19 protein-coding genes and 2 pseudogenes are annotated in these 23,353 nt (G+C 61.8%); 6 read left to right on the forward strand and 15 right to left on the reverse strand.

The genetic code is table 11. The features are described from left to right. Positions 1 to 27: 27 nt before the first annotated feature. The 7 genes and pseudogenes from HAP41_RS13990 to HAP41_RS14020 form a co-directional block, all read right to left on the reverse strand. Complete coding sequence (locus tag HAP41_RS13990; RefSeq protein ID WP_224580855.1) at positions 28 to 1,677, reverse strand: MFS transporter; 1,650 nt, start codon at positions 1,675 to 1,677, stop codon at positions 28 to 30. A 71-nt stretch (positions 1,678 to 1,748) separates the two neighbouring features. Further along, positions 1,749 to 2,747 (reverse strand): glutaminase A, encoded by a 999-nt coding sequence (gene glsA, locus HAP41_RS13995; RefSeq protein ID WP_028152042.1) that lies wholly within the window; start codon positions 2,745 to 2,747, stop codon positions 1,749 to 1,751. Positions 2,748 to 2,949: 202 nt separating this feature from the next. Further along, a pseudogene (locus tag HAP41_RS14000) lies at positions 2,950 to 4,155 on the reverse strand (AbgT family transporter); the annotation flags it as partial. A gap of 163 nt (positions 4,156 to 4,318) precedes the next feature. Continuing rightward, positions 4,319 to 5,662, reverse strand: coding sequence for an IS1380 family transposase (locus HAP41_RS14005; RefSeq protein WP_166100903.1), 1,344 nt, complete (start codon positions 5,660 to 5,662; stop codon positions 4,319 to 4,321). A 105-nt stretch (positions 5,663 to 5,767) separates the two neighbouring features. Further along, positions 5,768 to 6,151 (reverse strand): annotated as a pseudogene (locus HAP41_RS14010) (AbgT family transporter); the annotation flags it as partial. Between the two features lie 409 nt (positions 6,152 to 6,560). Further along, positions 6,561 to 6,776: a hypothetical protein gene (locus tag HAP41_RS14015; protein ID WP_248577202.1), complete on the reverse strand. Its 216-nt coding sequence runs from the start codon at positions 6,774 to 6,776 to the stop codon at positions 6,561 to 6,563. Further along, a complete protein-coding gene (locus tag HAP41_RS14020; RefSeq protein WP_248577203.1) occupies positions 6,773 to 8,158 on the reverse strand; it encodes a DcaP family trimeric outer membrane transporter in 1,386 nt (461 codons plus the stop codon). Before HAP41_RS14020 ends, HAP41_RS14015 begins: the two co-directional genes overlap by 4 nt. Positions 8,159 to 8,719: 561 nt before the next feature. Between HAP41_RS14020 and HAP41_RS14025 the strand changes: the two genes are divergently transcribed. Both HAP41_RS14025 and HAP41_RS14030 read left to right on the forward strand, forming a co-directional pair. Next, the gene (locus HAP41_RS14025) at positions 8,720 to 9,937 is read left to right on the forward strand and encodes a sensor histidine kinase (protein WP_224580854.1); all 1,218 of its coding nucleotides are present in this window, start codon (positions 8,720 to 8,722) and stop codon (positions 9,935 to 9,937) included. 313 nt (positions 9,938 to 10,250) lie between these two features. After that, positions 10,251 to 10,886, forward strand: a complete 636-nt coding sequence (locus HAP41_RS14030; RefSeq protein ID WP_028152046.1) for a response regulator transcription factor — start codon at positions 10,251 to 10,253, stop codon at positions 10,884 to 10,886. A gap of 431 nt (positions 10,887 to 11,317) precedes the next feature. On the opposite strand, the gene HAP41_RS14035 is transcribed toward HAP41_RS14030, so the two are convergent. The 6 genes from HAP41_RS14035 to HAP41_RS14060 all read right to left on the reverse strand — a co-directional run bounded on the left by HAP41_RS14035 (position 11,318) and on the right by HAP41_RS14060 (position 16,975). Further along, positions 11,318 to 11,557: a hypothetical protein gene (locus HAP41_RS14035; protein ID WP_166100889.1), complete on the reverse strand. Its 240-nt coding sequence runs from the start codon at positions 11,555 to 11,557 to the stop codon at positions 11,318 to 11,320. A gap of 55 nt (positions 11,558 to 11,612) precedes the next feature. Further along, the gene (locus tag HAP41_RS14040) at positions 11,613 to 12,887 is read right to left on the reverse strand and encodes an IS256 family transposase (protein ID WP_166064748.1); all 1,275 of its coding nucleotides are present in this window, start codon (positions 12,885 to 12,887) and stop codon (positions 11,613 to 11,615) included. A 166-nt stretch (positions 12,888 to 13,053) separates the two neighbouring features. Further along, a complete protein-coding gene (locus HAP41_RS14045; protein WP_166100880.1) occupies positions 13,054 to 14,061 on the reverse strand; it encodes a Gfo/Idh/MocA family protein in 1,008 nt (335 codons plus the stop codon). Then, positions 14,051 to 15,097: a Gfo/Idh/MocA family protein gene (locus HAP41_RS14050; RefSeq protein WP_166100877.1), complete on the reverse strand. Its 1,047-nt coding sequence runs from the start codon at positions 15,095 to 15,097 to the stop codon at positions 14,051 to 14,053. Before HAP41_RS14050 ends, HAP41_RS14045 begins: the two co-directional genes overlap by 11 nt. Before the next feature lie 10 nt (positions 15,098 to 15,107). Further along, positions 15,108 to 16,256: an N-acetylglucosamine-6-phosphate deacetylase gene (locus HAP41_RS14055; RefSeq protein ID WP_166100874.1), complete on the reverse strand. Its 1,149-nt coding sequence runs from the start codon at positions 16,254 to 16,256 to the stop codon at positions 15,108 to 15,110. Next, a complete protein-coding gene (locus HAP41_RS14060) occupies positions 16,253 to 16,975 on the reverse strand; it encodes a 6-phosphogluconolactonase (RefSeq protein ID WP_166100865.1) in 723 nt (240 codons plus the stop codon). The genes HAP41_RS14055 and HAP41_RS14060 overlap by 4 nt, the downstream gene beginning before the upstream one ends. Before the next feature lie 189 nt (positions 16,976 to 17,164). Here HAP41_RS14060 and HAP41_RS14065 point away from each other — a divergent pair, with 189 nt between their 5' ends. From HAP41_RS14065 to HAP41_RS14080, 4 genes are all read left to right on the forward strand, one after another. Next, positions 17,165 to 18,202: a LacI family DNA-binding transcriptional regulator gene (locus HAP41_RS14065; protein ID WP_166100859.1), complete on the forward strand. Its 1,038-nt coding sequence runs from the start codon at positions 17,165 to 17,167 to the stop codon at positions 18,200 to 18,202. A 113-nt stretch (positions 18,203 to 18,315) separates the two neighbouring features. Next, positions 18,316 to 19,659, forward strand: coding sequence for an ABC transporter substrate-binding protein (locus HAP41_RS14070; RefSeq protein ID WP_166100856.1), 1,344 nt, complete (start codon positions 18,316 to 18,318; stop codon positions 19,657 to 19,659). A gap of 65 nt (positions 19,660 to 19,724) precedes the next feature. Then, positions 19,725 to 20,612 carry a carbohydrate ABC transporter permease gene (locus tag HAP41_RS14075; RefSeq protein WP_166100854.1) on the forward strand — a complete coding sequence of 296 codons (888 nt, stop codon included), beginning with the start codon at positions 19,725 to 19,727 and terminating at the stop codon, positions 20,610 to 20,612. Next, positions 20,609 to 21,469, forward strand: coding sequence for a carbohydrate ABC transporter permease (locus tag HAP41_RS14080; RefSeq protein ID WP_166100851.1), 861 nt, complete (start codon positions 20,609 to 20,611; stop codon positions 21,467 to 21,469). Before HAP41_RS14075 ends, HAP41_RS14080 begins: the two co-directional genes overlap by 4 nt. Before the next feature lie 709 nt (positions 21,470 to 22,178). Here the strand turns inward: HAP41_RS14080 and HAP41_RS14085 are convergent. Next, positions 22,179 to 22,439 carry a hypothetical protein gene (locus HAP41_RS14085; protein WP_166100849.1) on the reverse strand — a complete coding sequence of 87 codons (261 nt, stop codon included), beginning with the start codon at positions 22,437 to 22,439 and terminating at the stop codon, positions 22,179 to 22,181. A 182-nt stretch (positions 22,440 to 22,621) separates the two neighbouring features. Then, complete coding sequence (locus HAP41_RS14090; protein ID WP_224580853.1) at positions 22,622 to 23,332, reverse strand: SGNH/GDSL hydrolase family protein; 711 nt, start codon at positions 23,330 to 23,332, stop codon at positions 22,622 to 22,624. Positions 23,333 to 23,353: the final 21 nt, after the last annotated feature.

The following is a 23,353-nucleotide window of genomic DNA, read 5'->3' on the forward strand; positions in this document are numbered from 1 at the left end:
CTGTTTCTTGCCAGGAGGTTACGATTGCTATTCGTTCCTTCCGCGCTTACGCGGTGCCGGGTCGGGAATTTCGCCTGGCAGGAAGTTGGGAAGCTTCCCTGCCGGGAAAATCGCAAGCAAGGCAACGCCAGCCATGATGATGAGGCCAATTTTCAAGGCGCGCAATCGCACGACAGTGTTGACGCGCACCGCTTCCGCCACTTGAGCCGGTGAGGCCGTGGTTTGCTCCATCACGCTCTGCAGCCGGTCATTGCTGATGAAGGTGATGTTATCCAGGTCCAGCTGCGCCTGTATCTCAGGCGGCAATTTTGGATTTTCGGCGATGGTCCGCAAAACAGCCGCGCTTAACAGGCCGACGAGCAGTGCCCCGGCCACCGCTGTGCCGACGGCCGCGGCGAGATTGTTGGTCGTGCCGCGCAGCGAGCCGACGTCGCCCGCGAGCTCTTTCGGCGAAGCCGTGACCAGCACGTTGAACAGCAGTGTGACCAGCGATCCCTGTCCAATGCCGAAAATCACCAGCCCAAGGAGAACCGGGACGGCGCTCCAATCATTCCTCACGACAAAGGCGAGCCAAAGGAGCGCCACAGTGCAGAGTATGAAGCCATAGCGTCCGATCTGCCTCGGCGTGAACCGACCATAGAACCGCACGATCAGCATCGCAGCGAAGAAGACGGTGAGGTTGAAGGGCATCATGGCGATTGTTGTCGCCAGCGGCGTGCGCCCCTGCACGATCTGGATGTATAGTGGAACCGAGAAATTGAGCATCGCTTCCAGCGCTACGACAGCAAACATCGCATACACCGCCGCCCGCTCCTGCGGGGAGTCGATCACCTCGAGCGCAAGAAGCGGTGTCTTCCCCGCAGCCTGCTGTCTGTGGGTCCAACTCAGAAAGCCCTGACCGAGCACGATACCCATCACGATCATGATCGGGGCGGGAGATACGCCAAAGAGGTCGAATGGCGCATTGGGCCCCGCCAATCCCAGCCCCCACCGATTGAGGTTGTTGAAACCGAAGCTGATCAGAATGATGGCTGCGGCAGCGAGAATGACACCTACGAAATCGATCCGGACCTCCGGACGCGCCTCATCAGGCTTGAGACGAAAGCTCAAAAGGAAAACCACAGCCGACACGGCGATCAGAATCCCGAACGCAGGGCGCCATCCGATGAATGTGCCTAGAGTACCGCCGATGACAAACGCCAGAACGCCCGCAGCGGCGCGCGCGGAACCCAATGCGCCAACGGCTGTTGCCTGCTGCCGCCCCTTGTAGTTTTCAGCGATAAGCGCGACCAACGACGGTACGATCACCGCACCAGCCGCGCCGGACAAGGACTGCGCAGTAATCATGAGATCCGCGTTTGGACTGAACGTCATCAACGTCTGCGCGGCGCCGAACACGGCAACGGCAACGCGGAATACGTGCGTCGCCCCGTAGCGCTGTGTCAGCTTCGCACCGAGCATGACGAAGCCGGCAACAAGCATCGAATAAGCCACGATACCGGTGGCGACAGTCGTGGGCGGAACGCCAAAACTGTTGACCATCCCTCCCAGCGCAACTGGCAAGGAGGCGACGTTGAAGGACATGATCATCTGGCCGAGGGCGATGGTGATCATCGGCACCCAGGATGCATTCTCTTCTTCAACGGAGTGAACCGTCGTCGCAGATGCCATCGTCATGGCGTGTCCCCTGTCATTCTTTCTGAAGTCCAGCCACAGTCAGTGCGGGCTGAATCTCCGACATTGCAAACCTACGCTTCTGGGTTGGACATGAATAAATCCATGCCCAGCCGTTGCGACAGATACTTCGCTACAAGCTGTCCCTTGACGCTGTTTCCGGCGCTGTCGAGCGGCGGCGCAAAAGTCCCCAGACCGCCCTTTCCCGGGGAGACCGTGACGATCCCGCCGCCGATGCCGCTCTTGCCCGGTAGCCCGACATCGTAAAGCCAATCGCCTGATGTCTCGTACATTCCGGCAGTCGTCATGACGGCCAGTGCGTAGTGGCAGACCGACGGATCGACCACGCGCACTTTCGTGATGGGGTTCACGCCGCCGTCCGCCAAAGTCGCACCCATCACCGCCAGATCCTTGGCACTCACATTCAGCGCGCATTGTCTGGTGTAAAGATCTGTCGCCTCTGCCGGATCACAGTAAATCCGTTCGAAACTCTGGAGCAGGCGGGCGATGCTCTGGTTTCGGAAGTTGGTCTCCGTCGCCGAGGCATAAACCTCGTCGTTAAGCGCAAGCGGACGTCCGGCGAATTGTGACAATCCGTCGTAGATAAACTTCCATTTCGCATCAGCCGTCGCCCCCGGGACGAGGCTTGTCGTCGCAATCGCGCCCGCATTCACCATCGGATTTGTGCGGCCATCGGGGTTGCGTTCGACGGCAGCGAGCGAGTTGAACGGAAGGCCGGTCGCGTTCGCTCCAAGCTTCTGGCGTGCCTGCGCCGCACCGAGGACCTGACAGACCAATGCAAAGATGAACGGCTTGGAAACGCTCATGATCGAGAACTCGTATTCGGCCGCCCCCACAGCGTAGACCGCGCCGTTGGTGCCGACCACGCAAACGCCGAACAGGTCGCTCGGCACTTCGGCGAGTGCGGGATATACTTGAGAGTTCTTGCCGTCCGTATTTGATTTGTAGCGCGCGTACACCTCGTCGATCAGCGAGATGACTTCCGCTTCGGCCGGCAAGTGTCCGGTTGATACGTAGGAATAGTTGTTGTCGGCATCGGCGTTCGCATTCATTGCGCGTTCCAAGCCTCCATAATGAGAAGCACCGAGGGAGCCCCGACATGTGTCGGGTCAAACGCCCCTCACTCGCCGTTTTCGTTCACTGCCTTTAACGAGGCCCAACGGACCGTCATCTAACGTTGATTTTCCTTGGTGAACAATCAGGCCATTTACCCGGACATCTCGGGGTTTTTCCGGGTTAGGGCTGCCTTGCGCCTCATAATCCCCAAGGCAAGCCCAGCAGGTACCAGACAACGAACAGCACGGTCCAAATGATGGCCATCCAGAGAGTGTACGGCAACATCAGCGCGACAACCGTCCCGACGCCCGCTTTCTTGTCGTAAATCTGGGCAAATCCGACCACCATGGCAAAGTAGGCATTGAGCGGGGTAATCGCGTTGATCGGCGAGTCGCCGACGCGGTAGGCGGCCAGGACGGCCGCTGGATCAACGTTAAGCTGCACGAACACTGGCACGAAGACCGGCGCGAAGATGGCCCATTTGGCAATCGCCGGCGTGAACACGAAGTCCAGGATCATGACGACAATGATGAAGCCAACCAGCAGCCACAGCGTGCCGATATTCGCGCTCTTCAAGACATCGGCCATCGTCAGGGCCATCAACGTTGGAATGTTGCTATAGTTGAAGTAGTCGACGAACTGGCTGATGACGACGAAGAGGAGGATGGTGCCGCTCAGCGAAGCCACCGCCTTGGTCATGGCCGCGATGACGGCCGTGGAGCTATTCACCGTCTTCGCGCCGATGCCGTATGCGATCCCGGTTGCAAGGAACAGCACCATGATAACCCCGATCAGGCCGTTCATGAATGGTGAGTTGCCGATCAGGACGCCCGTGGTCGGATTGCGCAGGGGCGCGCCCGACGGAACCGTTAACAGAAGGAACAGGATCACGACCCCGAGCAGCGCAAAGCCGCTGTACCTCAGCCCACGCGACTCGTCGGCGGAAAGCTGCCCTCCGTTCGCCTCCGGCTGAGTGTTGGCGGTCTTCTCGGCCTGGTAAGCGCCCAGCCGTGGCTCGATGATCCGGTTGTTGATGAGCGCGATGACGATGGTCAGGACAACAACGGAGGCGATCGAGAACGAGACGTTGGCGGTCAGATCCAGCGACGTGGTGGGGTTGACCATGTGGATTGCGTCGTTGGTGATTTCCGTCAGAACGGCATCAAGCGGCTTGATGATCATGTTCACGGTGAATGCACCGGCGACTGCGGCAAATCCCACAGCGAGCCCGGCGAGGGGATGCCGGCCAACGCTCAAGAAGGCGGCGCCGGCCAACGGGATCAACACCACATAGCCGGCGTCTGCGGCAATGCTGGACAAGATGCCGACGAACGCGACGATGTAAACGAGTGCCCAGCTCGGAGAGACGGCCACGAGTTTTCTGATCAACGCGTTAATTAGCCCGCCCTATTCGTGAGAGCGCGGTATTTTGGTCCGACTGGTGCATCCGCACACCTCCGCTGACGAGGCGCACAGGATTGCCTTCGGCTTTTCACCGCCTGACGACCGGTACTTTGCAACGCGCTTGAGGGATGGGTTGGGTGAACGCGGGCGGACGCCCCACCGGTCAAGGACCGAGCGGCAGCAGCGCGCCGGGCAAGCTGCGGATCAGGTCGGCTTCGGGACATGCCGCGGCGAACGCAAGGCGAATGCGGCTCTTGGTCTCGACAACCCGGGCGGCGATTTTCAAGAGCCGAAGACGCAGCGTCGCGAACTCGGCAGTGGCCAATTCCCGGACTTTGGGAATGGCGTCGCGCACGGTCAGCATCAGCCAATAAGCGGCGGTATGGAGAACGAGGCGGACTTGATTGGCGAGCGCCGAACGGCAACTGGTGCGATCGGAGGCGAGCTGCGTCTTATGCAGCTTGATCAGATTCTCGGCTTGGCCGCGCGCGCAATACAGGCTGTCGTAGATCCACTCGGCCGAGCCGACATCGAGGCTGGTGACGACGAAGCGGATGTCGAGGCCGAGCATCGTCGCCTCAATACGGGCGACGGTGCGTCGTTCGCGATCCCAGGACTTTGCCTTGTGGCGCGTCTCGGTATAGCCGCGCAGAACCGGCAGGTTCTCGATGGCGCGTCGCGTGCGGATGTCGTCGGCGACCGCGTCGACTTTTCTGGCGAGCGGCTTGGTGCCGGACAGACCGAAGATGTAGTCGATGCCGTTGGTCTCGCACCACGCCATTGCCTCCGGCCGGGCATAGTGCCCGTCGCCACGGAACGTAATTCGCGTGTTGTGCCACCGCGTCCGGATATGCCGTACCAGGCGGCGCAGATGGGCACGCACCTCGACGCCGCCCGGCGTCTTGCCGGGCCGCAGCACGACCGCCACGGGCCGGCTCTTCTCCGTGTCGTAGACGTGGATCGGCAGGAAGCAGCGTTCGTCATAATGAGCGTTGAACAGCGAGAGCTGCTGATGGCCGTGGACGACATCGCAGGTATCATCGATGTCGAGCGTGACGGATGCCGGCTCGCGCGGGTAGCTATCCATCCATGCGTCGACCAAAGTGTAGGTCAGTCGGATCACGTCGCGCAGGCGCGGAGCATTCTCCAGACGCGACAGCGTCGGTTGGGAACACAGATCGCGACCCGTGTCCGGCAGCCGTCCGCAGGCCAGCTTGAATGCGGGATCGGACCGCAGATGATCGAGGTCGTCGGCGTCCTCGTAGCCGCAGCAGATCGCGAACATGCGCGCGCGGAACATATCGACCAGGCTGTGCACGACCCGCGTCGGATCGCGCCGATCCGGGAACACCCGGGCCAAATTGTCGGCCAAGCCGAGACGCCGCTCGGCCATCGCCAGAAACATCACGCCCCCGTTCGAGGTCAGCCGACCGCCATCGAAGGCAGCTGTGACTTTCTTGGCGTGAACGGCTGGAAACGAGAAGGGCAGAATCGTATCGTCGGTCATGGCGGGCGTGGTGTTCGCGGCTGAAGGTGATGGGGTTGGCTTTGCAACCGAATCCTACGCCGCATCAGCGCTTTACACCACGCTCGCCAGCCTCTCAGGCGCCCTCTGACGAATAAGACGGGTTAGGCCGGCTTCCTCGGCGACGCCGACGCCCATCATGGCGACGATCAACAGCCCAACCGCGGTGAAACCCATGAGGTTTGGCACGAGCCGGGTGTAAATATGACGAATTCCATCCGCCGTCAGCAGGCTATTGGCGGCAGAGGTCGCGGTCTCGATCTTGTGAGTATCCGGGTTGATGGCCTGATAGGTGACGCTTGCCCCCAACATGTAGAGTAAGTGAGACAGCACCAACACGATGGCGATGAGGATCAGAAATATCACGACCGGGTGCGGGACGCTGTTTCCGACACGTTCGACAGTGTCGAGGGCTCTTTGCGTCATCGTCTTCGATGGCGGCGTGTTCGTGGCGTCACTGCGCGCGCTCATGTCGGAAATCCTCCCGCTCCATTAGCGACGGCTGGAGCGGCGCTGGTACCATGATGATCCATGCTATGAGAACAGCGAGAGGATCGGACGCCAATGCGCGCTCGAAACCGCTGATCTCGTAATCAACGCGACGACCCCGCTACTCCTCTGACGAAGATGCCAGCGTCATCGCCGCGAGTGCTGCGACGATCTGAAAGGACCATGGAGACACGGAGGCCTCTCGGGAGAGGATTGCTCATCCTTTCGCGCTCTGTCCGTTCATACGCTGCCTTACGAACAATCAATAAGACGCATCAAAATCCGGCTGAATACCGAATGCGCCTAGATTGTTCCGGGGCAATTACCGACCCGAACGAACGTCTGTGTCAGCAAGGCTTCCATGTCTGCCTGCGAAGCAACAAGGCTGTCTTCAGAACCGCACAGTGGCCGAGCCAAGGATGCGATTGGCGGTACCAGAGCCGGTGCTGACCGGGGCTGTTGCTGCGGTGCCGCCGTACACGTCCCGATGGGAGTAGACATATTCGAGACCGACGTCGAGCCATCCGGTCCCGACGCTGTTGCCACGAAGCTCGGCGAATGGGCTCCAGATCAAATTGACGATCCCCTGCTGCATGGTGCTGTTCAACGACGTCGCCGAGGCAGATCCCGGCACGAACAATTGCGCATAGGACGGATATTGCTGCCATGCGTAGGAGTAGACGAAATTGCTGCGTAATTGCGGTGTCCAGAAGCGGCGGTAGCCTGCGCTCGCGCCATAGGTCGGCAGGGCGTCGAGGCTGGGATCGACAACGCCGGGCAGGCCGATGTTGGACAGCGCATCCTGGCCGAAGGTATTGGCGCCGAAATAGCGCCCGATGCCTTGGCCGTAATAGGCCATGCCAACCAGCTCGTCCGGACCGAAAGCTGGTGACAGCCATCGCATTGGGAAGCGACCGCTACCTGCGACACCCCAACCGGCGGTATTGCGCTCGACCGCTGGCGGCGCCGCCGCCGTACCAGCCGTGCGGATGGTGAGATCGCGCAGCAGGCCGCGCAGGTCGAGGCCCAGGCCATCGTTCCGGTATTCGAGCCGCCGAGTAGATCGGGCACGGAGGCAAATGACGGACTCAATCCACCAAAGCCAGCCGGGGTGCTGATCTGCGTGAATACGCCTGCCGCGGACGTGTACTGCGTATCCGGCATCTCGATCGAAACGTGCCCGGTCAATCCCGGAGCCAATGTCGCGGTCGCCCGAACCTGCGCCTGGCGCACGAATGACTGGTTGAGATTGGTCGAGAAGTTCACGGTTTCATAGACGCCCTCGTTCCACAGGCTGTTCGCCCAGCCGACCAGGACACGAAACTGTTCGCTGCCGACCTCGCCCCAGGCCTGACGGAGCCGAAAGACCGCATTGGGTGAGGCTGCCGTGCCCCCGCCGAAGTCGCCTTCAAAGCGGGTTTCCAGAGTGCCCCAGGCGGTCGCCGTGCGCGTATCCATACCGATGCGGCTGAACCGGGCGGACAATCCGGTATCGCCTCCCTGGATGTCGGCGGGGCTGCCGGAAAGCGGAATGGTTTGCACTGTCGGCGCATCGGACTGATTGCGGCCATTGAAGTCGTGGTAGCCATTGACGTTCGCGAAACCGTAGAATCGCACCTCGGACTGCGAACCCGGGATGCGCAAGGACAAACCCGGGAGATCGGAACGCAGCGCGTCCTCGCCTTCGCCGTCGAACTGACTGCCCATCGGTTCGGGCGGACGCAGGCCCGGAATGGGCGCCGCCGCGGCTTGTGGAGGGACCGCAGCACTCGCAGTCATTCGCGGCTCAGTCGACGCAACCGGAATCGCAGGCGGCTTTTGCCCGGCGGTCGGTGCGACGACGTCACGACGTGCGGTGGCGGCCTGGGACTTCGAATGCTTATCGCGCGTTTCGAGTTCGTCGACGCGATGGCGCAGCGCGCTGATCAGCTTGTCACCTTCTGTTGCGCGGGCTTGCAGCGCATCGAGACGGCGCATCAACTCTTCCATGGAAGGTTTCTGCTCCTGACTGGCGGGTGTCTGTGCCAAAGCCGGACCGGAAAATATTGCGATTGATGCAACGCCGCAAAGCGCTCGGAATGTTCGCACGCAAGCCTCCTGTTGGCACGTTCGGGGCACATCGAGTTTTGCGCTTGATTTCAGCGATCGCAAGCCGGCTCCATCGAAGGTCGAAATTTTCCGCGAGATTGTGCCATTTCGGTTGTACCGCAGCGCGGTTGCATCGCGCTCGGTCGGCTCAACATCATCCTGCAGCGCAGAAAGCGATCTCAGGATAGGGAGGGGTGCGTGAAATCGAAATGGCTCACAGTCCCACCACTGTGCGCTGCGTCCCGTATCTTCGCGTCTTGGGTGTCGCCGCCATATTTGCGTGGCACGAACTGCATAGTCATATGCCGGAATTCATGCCAGTCATGCGAGGTTTTGGTCTTCGGAGAATACAACCTGCTGGCTGAGGGTAAGATCGAGCGTATAATCCGATCTATCCCCTAGGGCGTTTCCTGTAGTCCGGTGATCGATGCTGGGACGACTGGAGAGGGGGAGCTTTCGAGATTGAGCGTTGAGTTCGACCTCGAAAACGACCCGGAAAGTTGGGTGCGTACCGTGAAGCCACACAGTTCTCCTGCTTGCGAGCCGGCGCGTCTCTTTATCGACGATCACCTGATTGGCCAGGGCGCAATTGGCGATCGCTCGTATTGGACACATTCCGAAGAGCTCCTTTTCGCGGTCCGCCCCTCACGTGGCGGGCGCTTCGTGTACGAGGCAATCAATCAGGCCTTCGAGGCTCTCCTTGGAATGTCGCAGCAGGAGGTCCGAGAGCTGGACGTCTTCGAATGTCTTGCCAAGGAAGACGCCGAGCGTCTCTGTGAAATCCTCCAGGCATGTCTTGCGGAAGGAACCGAGGCCAAAATCCAGCACAGTCTGATGCTCGGCGGCTTGCTGCGGGATGTCGAGACAACCGTTGTTCCGATCCTCCATCCCATGGCCGGCAACGCGGCCCGGTTGATTGGCGGTCATCGGTTACTCCACAAGGAGGGGCTCGACTGTGTGACTGAAGAGGCTGCTTTCCTTCACGGGGACGTCAGCCTGATGTCCATCCGCGAGGACATCCACCAGCGGATCGCATCGGAGCTTCATGATTCGACATGCCAGGAGCTGGTTGCCGCCAGTCTTGGTGTGATGCGTGTCCGCACTTGCCTCGATAACCCGCGCGGCGTCGAGCGGCTTTGTGATGATATCGACGCGTCGATCGACGCGGCACTCAAGGAAATCCGTTCCCTGACCTATCTGCTCCACCCCCAGGATCTGACGGACCGGGGACTCAAGGCGACGATCGAGCAGCATGCCTTGGGGGTTGGTGCACGTACGTCGTTGCGGGTGAGAACGAGGATACCCGCCGCCGTCGATAAGCTACCTTACGCGAGCCAGCTCTCGGTGCTGCGGGTCATTCAGGAGGCGCTCACGAACATATTCCGCCACGCGAAGGCGACGGAGGTCAGAATCGTCGTCGAGGCGATCGAGGGGCACTTCCATCTGACGATCAGCGACAACGGGCGCGGTTTTCCGGCCGATCACACAAAACGTGGCAACGGTGCGATATCGCCCGGTGTCGGCATTCCCGCCATGAGAGCGAGACTTAAGCAGCTTGGGGGCACGTTCGAGATCCGGTCCGATCTTGCACCGCGACATTCCGGCACGACGCTGTGCGCGGTGTTCCCGCATGGTCTCATGACCAAAAGGCGCAGCCGGCGCGCGTCACTGAAATCATAAGCCGGCGTGTGCACGGAATGACGGAGATCAGGGACCCCGAGGGCAGGGAGTCTCCGTCCGTCGGTTCCCGGAGTTCCCTCCACGAAACGAAGGCTGATCGACCATGATCGTGTAGCGGTCCGATTTGGGCTGCGCGCGGGCAAGACCCGTCGATGTCTGATTGGAATCGCCGATGTTTGGTACATCCGCCCGGAGATATCAGGGTTTTGCAGGATAACCCATTGAAGGATAATCGGTAGATTGGCACACTTGACTGCTGGAAATCTCCATCCATTGCCCGACAGGTTCTGGGCCCGCATACGGGAACGACGCCGTGAAACGCATCGTGATTGCGGATGATCATGAAGTCGTACGTTCCGGGCTCCGAGCGATCGTTGAGACCCGCTCAGACTGGATCGTCAGCGGAGAGGCGACCAACGGCGAGCAGGCTGTGGCCGTGGCGGTGGAGACGCGTCCGGACGTCGTGATAGCCGACTATTCGATGCCGCTGATGAACGGACTTGAGGTCAGCCGCCGCCTCAAGTCGATGCACCTGCGCACCGAAGTATTGATCCTGACGATGCACGAGAATGAGGAATTGCTGACCGAAGCCATCCTGGCTGGCGTTCGCGGCTTCCTGTTCAAATCGGACGCCAGTAGGCACCTGATCTTCGCGATCGAGGCCTTGCTCGATGGCAGACCTTACTTCACGGGCGTTCTGTTGGAGAAGTTGCTCCACGAATACCAGGCCGGCAAGCAAAATACGTCCGATATGCTGCTCACCGCGCGCGAGCAGGGCGTTGTCCAGCTTATTGCAGAGGGACACACCAACAAGTCGATCGGCGTCATCCTGAAGCTGAGCGTAAAGACCGTCGAGACCCACCGCGCGTCAGCGATGCGCAAGCTCAGAATGTCATCGACGGCCGAGCTCGTCCGCTACGCCGTTCGCAGGAAGCTCGTCAATCCTTGATGGAGCTTTCAATGCGAGTCGCCGCCTCGCTAGCGATCAGCGACAACGCGTTCTCCCGTTGGAAATGCCGCGATTTTCGCTGGAGCGACAGCGGTGCTGTCAAGGTCCGGACTTGGGCAGACCCGCTCCAGGAGCATCCGGGCATTTCCTTCCAGCGGCCCGAGGCTCGAAAGCACGACGTTGATCTCCCGAATTCGACGATACAACGTCGAGCTCAGCACACCTGGCTGACCGGCAGCGCAATGACGGATTATGATCGTCCGACGGACGCCCATTTTCAGCCGCATAAGCCTGGGATGCGACCGGCAAGTCATTGAAACCGCAGCTGACTCTTAATCAGCGGGTCCCAGGTTCGAGCCCTGGTACGCCCACCAAGCTTTTCAATAGCTTAGGGGTTTGTCACGGTCGTCATTCCGACAGACGCGCCGTGGCTATTCCGACAAACCGGCTGTCTTTGTTCTTTCTTCTCGCCGTTTCTTCGTGCCGGAAATTAGCTGTTTCCGTGTGCGCTTTGCATAGGTCGGCAACTGCCGCGACGAGCGATGCCGGCCGGCGGCTCTGAGCTCAGCGCCCGTCAGATCGCTGTCGGCTCCCTCGGTAAAAGCCGCCGTGGCGGAATGATGTAAGGACAGCTCTTCAGGGAGATCGACTGCACGGACGATCTTTTTCACGGGGATGTCCCGATCGCTGTTGAACTACGTCGGGTCGACGTTGCCGGAATGAATATTACGCAGCCCTCGTGACGTGGGCAACGGACTTGATTGTCATGCGATCGTGGTGAGCTTGAAGGGCCGCACGCAGAACCGACAATTGCTTATGCGCCTTCAATCGTCGGAAGCCCTTGTTGGCCTCGATCATACCGGCCGCGACCCATCGCAAGGCCATACCGGCATCCCGCCAGCGTTTAACGTTGCGCGTGACGCGGCGAATGGTGCCCATCATGTTCTCGGCGATATTGGTACAGGCGAGCGATCGGCGAAGCTCCTTCGGCAACTTCAACCGGACGACAGTCAGGATTTCGTCGAGGCCTTCGAGGATACTGGCCGCAACGCCGGGCCATTGCTGGTCGAGTCGACGCGCGAGATTGCGGATCAATTTTTCAGCCTTGTCGGCGTCATCGAGCTCCCAGGCCTGGCGCAGCACCCGGCGGGTGGCCGCATGATGCTCTTTCGGCAGGCGTTCCATGATGTTGCGCGCCTTGTGGATCTGGCAGCGCTGGATCGCAGCGGCCGAACCGAAGGTGCGGCGGATCGCCTTCGACAACGCCTTCGCGCCGTCGGCGATGAACAGTCTTGGCACCGTCGGGTCGAGCCCGCGCGAGACCAGGTTGTCCAGCAGGGCCTGAACCGTTGCTGCATTCTCGGTCGCCCCTTCCACCAGCGCCAGCGGATGCTTGTTGCCTTCGCCGTCAACCCCGATCGCGGCCACCAGCACGAGATCGTCGTCGAGATGCAGCCCGTCGATTTGGACCACCAGAAGGTCGAGCGCGGACAGATCGGCAGCCATGAAGTCGGCCAGCCGCGCCGCCGACAGAGCCACGAACCTCCGCGAGGCCGCCGACTTCGAAATCCCCGATCCGGGCGGTGCCGGCACGTCACCCTCGGGCAGCCGGACGGCGCGGCCGAACCGGCGCGTCGACACATTGATCAGCATCAGGTTCATCGCCCAGCGACCGAGCCAGTCCTCCTGCGCCGCCGTTTCCCAGCTCGGGATCGTGACCTCGCGGCCGTCCATGCCCCGGACCCGCGGGCGATCGACCTCGATCTTGCCGCCGTGGAAACCGATCCGCCCCCGCGTTCGGCCCCAACGGTGCGCCCGCCGCGCCGCATCACGACCGTGGCGCGGCCCGCAGGCCGCTGTCACATCCGCCTCCATCATCGTGCCGAGCGCCTCGATTCCTGCCGCAAGGCAGAACCGATCGAAGCTCGCTCGCACTTCCGCAAATGATTTCTCCACAGCCCCGGTCGCCGGCCAACCAGCCGGTGTGATATCTCTCGTCATGGCGTTGCTCTCCTTTGTGGAATCAGCACCCCGAGCCTACCGGCTCAAGGTGGGCAACGCCGACCTCTTCAGAAATTCAACAGAACCCGGGACATCCCCTTTTTCACGACCCCGCGCAGGTAGCGAAGATCCTGCTTGGCTGTGATCCAGGGTAGCGGGGTAGGTGTTAACTCCATCGCATCGGCTTTCCGCCGTTGGCCGCACTCTCCTGAGCAAGTATTGCGATACGCGTGGCGCGCAGGGCCTCGTTTGCCGCAATCTGCAAGGTCTCGCCGCGGGCGAGATGATCAAAGACGAAGCTGGCGGGCGAGGCGCCCACGGGCAGGTCGATTTCGCGCCGGGGTCTCGTCGCCGTCTCGACGAGCAGTCGATTTTCCGCGAACAGAACGTCAGCACGACCCTTTGTCCCGGAGATCCGCATTGCATAGTCGCCGTGCCGTGGCGATGCTTCGGGCTGGATCCAGTCAACTTCGATCACGAATTCCGGTCCGCCATCGCAGGCGAGAATAGCACGCCCCAGCGCGGGAAAGTTCGTCGTGCCGGCAGCCGGGGTCGACGAAATCCAGCCGCTGATCGTGCCGCTGGTGTATCCCGTTAACCAAAGGGCTAGATCAATATCGTGGACCGTGAGGTCAGCGAGGATGCCGCCATAAGTTGATGGCTCGAACATCCACGCTGGACGTCGGCTTGGGACCAGCTTGTGCGGCCCGGTTGCAGTGATGGATACAATGTCTCCAAGTTGGCCGCTGTCGATCACGGATCGGAGTGCGAGCGTCACCGGATAAAACCGCTTCTCGAGCAGAAGAGTGAGCAAATTGCGCCCGGCGAGCGTCTCCTCGATAAGCGCAAGCTGGGCCAGGGTCACGGCCATGGGCTTGTCGGCGATCGCGAAGATGCCGCGGCGTAAAAGTTCGACGACGATTGGAGCGCGAAGACCGAATTCGGTGAAGACTGCTGCGGCCCGAACCCGATGCGCATCCAGAAGCGCATTCGGGTCGGCGTAGCCGGGCGTCTTCGTACGTCGTTCGAGCTCGGTGCGCCGCGCTGGGTCATGGTCGGCGACGGCCACGACCCTGACATCGGGGCGGTTCGCGATCTCTGAAAGCACGTATTCGACATGCGGGTGAGCTGCGCCGATGATGGCGATGTCGAGCATCCCGGAGTTAGCTGGCATGAATGGCCTCCGCTGCGATCTCATTGGGGCTGACGGCGCGATCTTCCGCGGCAGAGCGATAGATGGCGTCCACCAGTCTCGCAGCCTCGAATCCATCCCTGAACGTGCTCGCAGGCGGCCGTCGCTCCCGGACGGCTTGAACGAAGTCGCGCCATTGCGCGATATGTCCTTCGATCCCGATCGCCTTGGGATCGCTCGCGGCGCTCCCAACCCCGGCCGCGCTTGGCGGCTCGGCAACATCAGCAAAATCCCAGCGCACGATGCTGTCGTTTGCGAGCTCGCAACTGCCGCGATCGGTGAACAGTCGAAGCATGGCCGGCCGTCCCGGAGGCAGCGCCGTACTCGTCACGATCACGCCGAGCGTGCCGGATGCGAAAGACAGCAGCGCCGCCGTCGTGTCCTCGACGGCGTGTGCGTGTCCGAGCGTAGTCGTCTTGCCTTGAACGCTGTCGGCGGCTCCGAACAGCCAGAGCATCAGGTCGAGATTGTGAACACCCTGATTGAACAGCGAGCCGCCGCCATGCTCCGCTTCGCTGCGCCACGGCTTCTCCGCATAGTAGGCGTCGGAGCGGTACCAATGGATCGCCGCCTCTATCAGCCGCGGCTGTCCAAGATGATCCGCGTCGAGCAGAGCCTTGATCGCCTGATGCTGCGGCTCGAGACGGCGCTGCGAAACCACACCGCACGTCAGTTGCGAGCGCTCGGCGGCGCGGACCAGCGACGCGGCCTCGGCCGGATCGACGTAGAGTGGCTTCTCGACCAGCACGTGCAGCCCCGCCTCGATCGCAGCAAGCGCGACGTCATGATGCGCGCCGCTCGGGGTGCAGACCACGACCGCGTCGATCCCGGCATTCGCCAGCATAGCCTCGGTGGTCGCGAATGCCGGAACGTCCTCGCCATTCATGCACGCAGCAATCTGCTCAGGCGTGCCGCCGGCGATCGCGGACAAGACGGTATCGTCGAGCGCCCGTATTGCCCGCGCGTGTGTTTCGCCGATCGCTCCCGGACCGATCAACCCGATGCGAAGCCGGTTCATGTCTCAGTCCTCAAGAGTTGCAGCGATAAGGACGGCCCGCGACATAGACCGTCTCGGGCACGAGAGATTCATCCTTGCCGAGATGGAAGCGCAGCAGATCGGCCGGCGCTCCCACCGTCAGCGCAGGAAGGTTGAACGGGATACGCGGATTGACAGTTGCGAGCCTCAGCGCCTCTGCCAGGGTCAATCCGGCCATGCGTCTTGCCGTGGCTATTCCGAACACGAGGCTAACGGCCGCGCCCGCCAGAAAGGATGTGCCGACGACTTCGAGCCGGCCGTTCGCCTTCAGCTCGACCTTGCCGCCGATCGGCGCGTCGTAGATTCCGGGTGTGCAACCCGCGAGCGCGGCGGCATCCGACACCAGGATCGCTCGCTCCAGCCCCTTTGCGCGCAGCATGGCCTTGAAGGTCTCGGGGGGAAGGTGATGTCCATCGGCGATGAAGCTCGCCCACAGCCTGTCCTCCGCCAGTTGCGACCAGATCGGGTTGGGATGTCGTGGCAGCGTGGCGGCGATGCCATTGCCAAGATGCGTCGACAACATTGCGCCCGCCGCGACGGCGGCGAAGATCTGATCCGGTGCGGCGTTTGTATGGCCGAGGGCAACACGAACTCCGCGCGCATGAAGGCCGCGCACATAGGCGTCCGTTTCCCGCCAATGCGGCGACAACGTCACGAGGCCGACGAGGTTTCCGCAGGCCGCCTGCCACGCATCGAACTCGTCGAGGCTCGGCGGCCTGACATGTTCGGCCGGATGCGCACCGCGCGGACCATCTTCTGGCGCGATGTGCGGGCCTTCGACATGCACGAAGGGCATTGCGTGCTTGAGAAACGGATCGCTGTCATGCGCCTGTGCAACGGCGCGCAATGCATCGATGATCGCATTATGCGATGCCGTGATGAGCGTAGGGGCAAAACGCGACACCCCGCTGTTGTGGACGGCCGTGACGAGATCGCGGACCGTCCGGAGATCAGGGCGGCCATTGAGATCGTAGCCTGCAAAGCCGTTCAATTGCAGATCGAACAGGCCGAGCGACAGCCACAGCCCGTCATCGTCACCGCCGGGAACGATGTCCGTGATCCGGCCGTCCTGAATGACGATGGTGCGATTCTGTCCGGTCTCCGGATCGCGGCCCGAAACGCGCGTTGCCGGATCTGTCATGCGCGTACCGGTGTCAGTGAGAGCTGCGGCGGCGTGGAATCCTGGTCGAGATACAGCGCGCAACGTGGGTGCGTGCGGAGCGCGCTCGCCGGGCACTCGGTCCCGATCGGACCGTATAGCGATCGCTCGACGGCGGCGCGTTTGGACGCGCCGGGCACGACGCAAAACAGCCGGTCGGCATCCAGGAGCCGGGGAATCGTCAGCGTGATCGCATGTGTCGGAACATCCCCGAGCGTCGGGAAGCACTCATCGTCAACCTGCTGCTGCCGGCACACTGCGTCGAGCTCGACGATCTTGACCGACTTGGTGTCGTGCAGATCGGCGACCGGCGGGTCATTGAAGGCGAGGTGACCGTTCACGCCGATTCCGAGGCAGATGATGTCGATCGGGGCTTCGCCGAGAAGGGCCGCATAGCGTGCTGCTACCCGCTCCGGATTCGGCTCCTGCCCGATCAGGTGAACCGCGCCGAAAGCGATGCGCGAGAACAAGTGACGCGTCAGCCAAGCCCCGAAGCGCTCCGGCGCATCCGCGGGAAGTCCGAGATATTCGTCCATGTGGAAGGCTGTGACGCGCCGCCAGTCGATATCGCGCTCGCGAGCAAGGGCATCCAGCATCTCCGCCTGGCTCGGTGCCGCCGCGAAGATCATCCGCACGTTGCTCTGCCGTCCGAGGTGGTCGCGGAGCGCAGCAGCGACGTCCGCGGCGGCCGCCCGGCCCATCGCATCCCGCGTTTTAAACGTCGCGATTGAGGGAGTCACCGAAGCCGTCATGCTCATCCATGGTCTGCCGGGCCTGCACTTTACCCTCGAGCGGAGAGAATGTGATGCAACCGGTTGCATCTCAAGCTTGCGTCCCGGGCCCGGCCGGCGCATGTCTAGGTGAAGGCGATGCAGAGGAGGCGGCCTGCGGTGAAGCGCGATTCCGATAGCGGCGGGGAGGGACGTCCATCGGTCGTGCCGACGATCAGTCAGGTCGCGAAGGCCTCCGGGGTTTCGCGTGCCACCGTATCGCGCGCCTTCTCGCGGCCGGAGATGCTGACCGAGGAGACCGTCCGGCGCGTCAAGGAAGTCGCGGGCAAGCTCGGTTATGTGCCGAACCAGGTCGCGCGTGCGCTTTCGACCGGACGCCACGGCAACGTCGCGCTCATCGTCTCGGATGTCGCGAACCCGTTCTTTCCGCCGCTGATCAGGGCGGCGCAACTGCGCGCCGACCGGGCCGGGCTGTGCGTCTTCCTCGGCAATTCGGACGAGGATCCCGCGCGTGAGGAGTTGCTGGTCGGCCGCTTCATCGGCCAGGTGGAGGGGCTGGTCCTCGCCTCGTCGCGCCTGGACGAAGAGCGTATCCGCCGTCATGCGACGCGCCGGCCGCTGGTGCTCATCAATCGCGATATCGAAGGCATTACGCGGGTCCTGATCGACACCGCGCCGGGCGTGGCGGCCGCGATCGCGCATCTGGCCGAACTGGGGCATCGGCACATCGCCTATGTCAGCGGCCCCACGACGTCGTGGTCGAACCAGCAACGGCGCAACGCCGTCCGGCGCGAGGCGGAGAAGCGCGGGCTCAAGGTGATCGCCGTGCCCGCGCGTCCACCCTCCTACGACACCGGCCGGCTGGCGGCCACCCAGATCGTCGCCAGCGGCGTCACCGCGGCGATCGCGTTCGACGACCTTGTCGCTCAAGGCCTGATGGCAGGGTTGGCTGCGCTCGGTGTCGAGGTGCCCAAATCGTTCAGTGTCGTCGGCTGTGACGACGTCCTCGGCGAAACCACCTATCCGCCTCTCACCACCGTGTCGGCGCGCTGCGCCGATGCCGGCGACGTCGCGGTCGGTCTGCTGCTGAGCCAGATGAATGGCGGCGTGTCGGGCGAGATCCGCCACAAGCTGAATTCCCATCTCGTCATTCGCGCCTCGACCGGGCCGGCCCCTTTGAAGCGGCGAGGCCGCTGACGATTTAGTCAATGGCCTTCGAAAGCGGCAACGGATCGCAAAGGACACGCAACCGGTTGCATGCGAGCTTTTTCGCAGGATTTGTCCCATTTTGTATTGCGAGAATGACCCTCATGATGAGATCCGTCGGCAGGTTCGGCTACATCACGCGTTCCGAGGACAACATTCGCCCGGCGAATTCGGGGCGTCGGTCATGGATGTCGGCCGCGCTGTCGCTGGCGCTCGCTGTCGCCGTGCCGGCGTTTGCGTCTCCTGCTTCGGCGGAGAAGCTGACCATCTGGAGCGGGTGGCCTGATCTGGCTCCGTTCTACAAGCGCGTCGGCGACCAGCTAAAGAGCAAATACCCGGATCTCGAAATCAGCGTTGAGGCCATTGCGCTACGCGAGCACGAGAAGCGGTTGGCACTGTCGCTTCCATCAGGCGCGGCCGGGGACGTCATCGAGATGGAGGTCGAGGCGGCACGGTATCTCGAGGCCGGCCTCATCCCGGAGCCGCCGGCGTCGATCGTCGATTTCGTCAAAGCCAATTACGACATGACGCGCGTGAAGACCGCCATGTACGAGGGCAAGATCTTCGGTGTGCCGTTGTTCCAGGGGCAGGGTGCGCTGTTCTACAACACCGAGATGTTCGCCAAGGCTGGCCTCGACGGTCCGCCCAAGACCATGGCCGACTACACCGCTTATGCGCAGAAGCTCGCGCAGCGCGATGCCTCCGGCGTGCCGACGGTGAGCGGATGGAGCTTGCGTCTCAGCGGCGGCGGCTCGGGCATCGCGGAGAAGTACTGGACCATTCTCTATAATCACGGCGGGACGCTGCTCGAGGAGAGGGGCGGAAAATGGCGCGCCGCCTATGCGAACGCGGCCGGCCGCGCCGCACTCAAGCAGTATCTCGACAACGTCGTGGTCTACCGTACCGTGACGCCCGAGATGAAGGCGGATGCGGAGGCCTTCGAGCTCGGCCAGACCGCGATGTTCATTCGGGAATCCTGGGTGATCGGCGACGTCGCCAAGAAGGCGCCCAATCTCAAATACGCCACGGCTCCACTGCCCAAGGGCACGCTGATGGTCCCGGTCGATCTCTACGTGCCGAACAAGGGACCCAAGAGCCAGATCGCCTGGGATTTCGTGCAAAAGGCCAACGAGCCGGAAAATCTGCTCTGGCTGCTCGAGAACACGGCCTGGGTCCCGAACCGCAAAGGCCTCGACTACTCCGCCGTGCTCAAGAAAATCCCGCAGCTCGACGCCTTCGTCAACACGCCGCCCGGCCACGTCTTCTTCACCGTCCCGGCGATCAGCCCTGCCAGCGAAATCCTCACCCGGCTCGCGGCGCGGCTGGAGAAGGCGTTCACCGACAAATCGCTGGCCGGCAACGACGCCGCGATCGATGCTTTCCTGAAGGCCGCGGCTGAGGAGAGCGACAAGATCCTGGCCCGGGAAGACCTGCTGGCCAAACCCTAGACTCCATCGACAGGGACCCACTCGATCCAGGCGCCGGCGGCTAACCGGCGCTTGCCGGAGGATACATGCGCACCACGCCGAAATGGCTGTTTCCAGTTCTGGCGTTGCTTCCGGTCCTCGGCCTCTATGGCTGTATCCGCGTCTATCCGATCATCGAGACGCTGCGGCTCAGCCTCTTCCAGTGGAATATCATCTCGCGGCGCAAGCCGTTCGTCGGTTTCGCCAACTTCGTCGAGCTGGCGAGCGACCCGCTGTTTCTCGAAGCGATCTTCAACACCACCATCATCGCCTTTAGCGTCGTAGCGATCACCATCCCCGTCGCGCTTGCGCTCGCCGCCTTGATCAACACCCGGCAGGGGCTGCGGCGCAGCGGCGTCTATGAGGCCTCGGTCTTCCTGCCGCACGTCGTCTCGCTGGTTCCGGCGGCGATGGCCTGGAAATGGATTTTCGACGCCCGGCTCGGACCGCTCAACGCCCTGATCGGCCTTGTCGGGATCCCGGCCCAGTCGTGGCTGTTCGACCCTGTCCTGTCGCTGGTGTGCCTGATCGTTCTCTGCTCCTGGCAGGCGATCGGCTATGCCGTCTTGATCTTCCTGGTCGGACTGAAGAACGTCCCGGAGGCGCTCTACGAGGCCGCGCGCCTCGACGGCGCCTCGTCGTTTCAGGCCTTCCGCCACATCGCCGTGCCGCTGCTAAAGCCTGTCATGCTGTACGTGTCGGTCATCACGCTGATCTCGTCCTACAACATCTATGCGCAGGCCTTCGTGCTGGCATCGGATGTCCAGGGTGCGCCGGGGCGTCTCGTCCGAGTCCTCGTCCTCGACATGCTTGAAAACAGCTTTCGTAACTACCGGGTCGGCTACGCTGCCGCCGAAGCCGTCATACTGCTCGTCATCGTCCTCATTTTGACCAGCGCGCAGTTCAGGCTGTTCCGCGACAGGAGTCGCGCATGAGCGAGCACGAACGCGAGCATCCGTCCGTCGTTGGTCAGAACGGTGCCGTCGGCCTCGTGATCGACGCCGTTCTTGGCGTCGTCAGCCTGATGATGCTCCTGCCGCTGGTCTTCCTGATCAGCAACGCGTTCAAGACGCCGCCGGAGCTGCTGGCGTGGCCGCCGACCGTCATCCCGCACCAGCCGACGTTGGACAACATCGTCAGCGTCCTGCGCGAAACGCCGCTGTTTCGCTGGATCGGCAACTCGCTGATCTTCGCGACACTCTCGACCGCGAGCATCGTCTCCACATCGGCGATCGCAGGTTATGTGCTCGGCAAGTTCGATCTACCGGGGATCCCGGTCATCTTCGGCGTGATCATCGCGACGGCGGTCGTTCCCTTCGAAGTCTACATGATCCCGCTCTATCTCAACGTCCAGTCCGCCGGCCTGTTGAACACCTGGCCCGGGCTCCTGGTCGGCTATCTCATCATGAGTTTCGGCATCTTCCTGGTGCGGCAATATGTGATGACGTCGATCCCTGACGAGCTGCTGGAGGCTGCCCGGGTGGATGGCGCGGGGGAGCTCTGGATCTTCCTGCGGATCGTGCTGCCGCTGATGCGCGGCCCGTTGGGCGCTCTTGCCGTGCTGGCGTTCTTTCAGGCCTGGACTGCCTTCGCGTGGCCGCTCGTCGTCATGACCAACAAGGAAACCTATACGCTCGAGGTTGGGCTCGCCTTGTTTCAGACCGGCTTCACCGTGGACATCGGTCGCCTCAGCGCGGCCGCGGCGCTGGCGCTGGTTCCGAGCGCACTGTTCTTCTCGCTGATGCGTCGAAATTTCGTACGCGGCGTGGCCTCCAGCGGCTTGAAGGAGTGACGCCATGGCAGCATTGGAATAGGCGTAGATTTTCCTAGCAAATCATCCGTCTCTTAATCGGCGGCCCTGTCGGAGCATCTCTAACCGATGAGTGGGCGACGATTAGATTCGCAGTCGATCGGGGTCGAGAATGGAAGGATCGCCATGTCCATTTGCGACCGCATCCACCAGGCGCAAAGGCCATTTTCGAGCTCAGGGCTGAGATGGTCTCGCAAGGGAGAACTCGGATGCGCCGTCGGCGCGATATTGTCCTCGAACAGCCGGGGCAGCCAATTTTGCGGCTGGAAAGACGGAGAGCTACGTCAGGGTCAAGCTGATGACCACCGTGCCAATGGCAACAGCTCTAATGTCCTAGTACGCGCCGGACGCAAAGCATTCTGATTTCGTTAGTTTGGTGTAGTTGCTCAGCACTCGGGGGATCAATGGAGCCGAGAGTCTCGATACTAAACTTCGCTTCCAACTCTGACGCCATGCAGATGCAAATCTGCAAGCAAGCGTCCGTCGAAAAGCCGCCTTGCTGCGCGCAACCGTTTCGGCACGCTGAGAGAAACTGCGGTCGCCATTCTGCAGCCGTGGCGATTGTTATAAAATTGACAGCAGCTATCGTCAGAGCAGGGAGAAACGCGGACATTGCTTCGCTTCCCTTTTTTTGTTTGCTGAGGGGCCGCTCTAATTCGACTCCATCTTTTTCGGCTCTAGCAATATGTAGCTATTTGCGTAGTTGTCCCCCGAAGCGGAACCACAAATGACCGATCAGTGATAGGACTATGGCGGTCAGAATTATCGGGAGCCAGATCGACGTGGTTATGATGAACAAGGATATGATCACCACACGTCCAAAGACCGATTCGCTGACCGGATTCTTAAGACGAGCGAAATAGGCGTAGATAATAAAGATGGTGGCCGGCACCATCCACGCGGCGACAAGCACCAGTAACAGGTCAACAAGTTGGCTGGCATAATGGTGCATGAGCGCACCTCCTGACAGCGTCGGCGCGAATTGCTGTCACCGCTGCGAGAGATGCGGTGATTGTCGACGATAATTGGTCTTTGTTCGCGTTGGTGGGCATCTGCACGCTCGGCATCGCTGTCACGGCCGGTGCCCAAACTCTTGCGAGCCCGCAGCCTTCGATTCACCTGAGCTAGGGCCTCTCAACGCGCACTCGTTGAGATGGCTCGGGCAAGGGCTCGTCCAATGCAATCATAACCATCGGCGGTGTTGTGCAATCCGTCCCACGTTACAAGCTCGCTTTGCGCAACTCCGGCATTGATCGAGTTACGCATCAGCGCAAAACGAGAGAATAGACCGACCCGTTCCTGCTTCGCGGCATCGGCGATGATGCCCTCCATCGTTGAGTAGCTAGCGGAAGCGAGCACCTGTGGCGCATATTGCAGATCCATCAGCACGACATCGGCAGACCCCGCCTTAAGTGCCCTTACCCCTTCAAGAACGCTTCTTTTGAGCCCTTGGTCCGGCCGGCCACCCCAGGCGACGTCATTAGTACCTAATTGCCAGATAACGAGATCAGGCGTGTGCGCGAAAACGTCACGCTCGAACCGCGCGATGTTGTTCGGAATCGTATCACCGACTCGACCGCTGTTGATGACCTCGATCGTTGCGTTGGATCTAAGCCTCGAGAGTTCTCGGCGCATCACCTGCGGATATGTGGCCGCGGACCGAAGTACCCAGAGCCCCACCGTCGACGATGATCCGATCGCGACAATCTTTAGCGGCTCACCAGATCTCAAACGCGCCGCCGTGCGGGGCAATTGTGCGCCCAGCGAGACATCCAAATTTGCAGCAAGGCATCTCTCGCCAGATGATGCCTCGTTCTGCGCTTGAGAGGGCGCCGTGCTGGACAATCCGATAATCGCGGCAGCACC

Source organism: Bradyrhizobium barranii subsp. apii (genome assembly GCF_011516635.5).
Lineage (GTDB): Bacteria > Pseudomonadota > Alphaproteobacteria > Rhizobiales > Xanthobacteraceae > Bradyrhizobium > Bradyrhizobium barranii.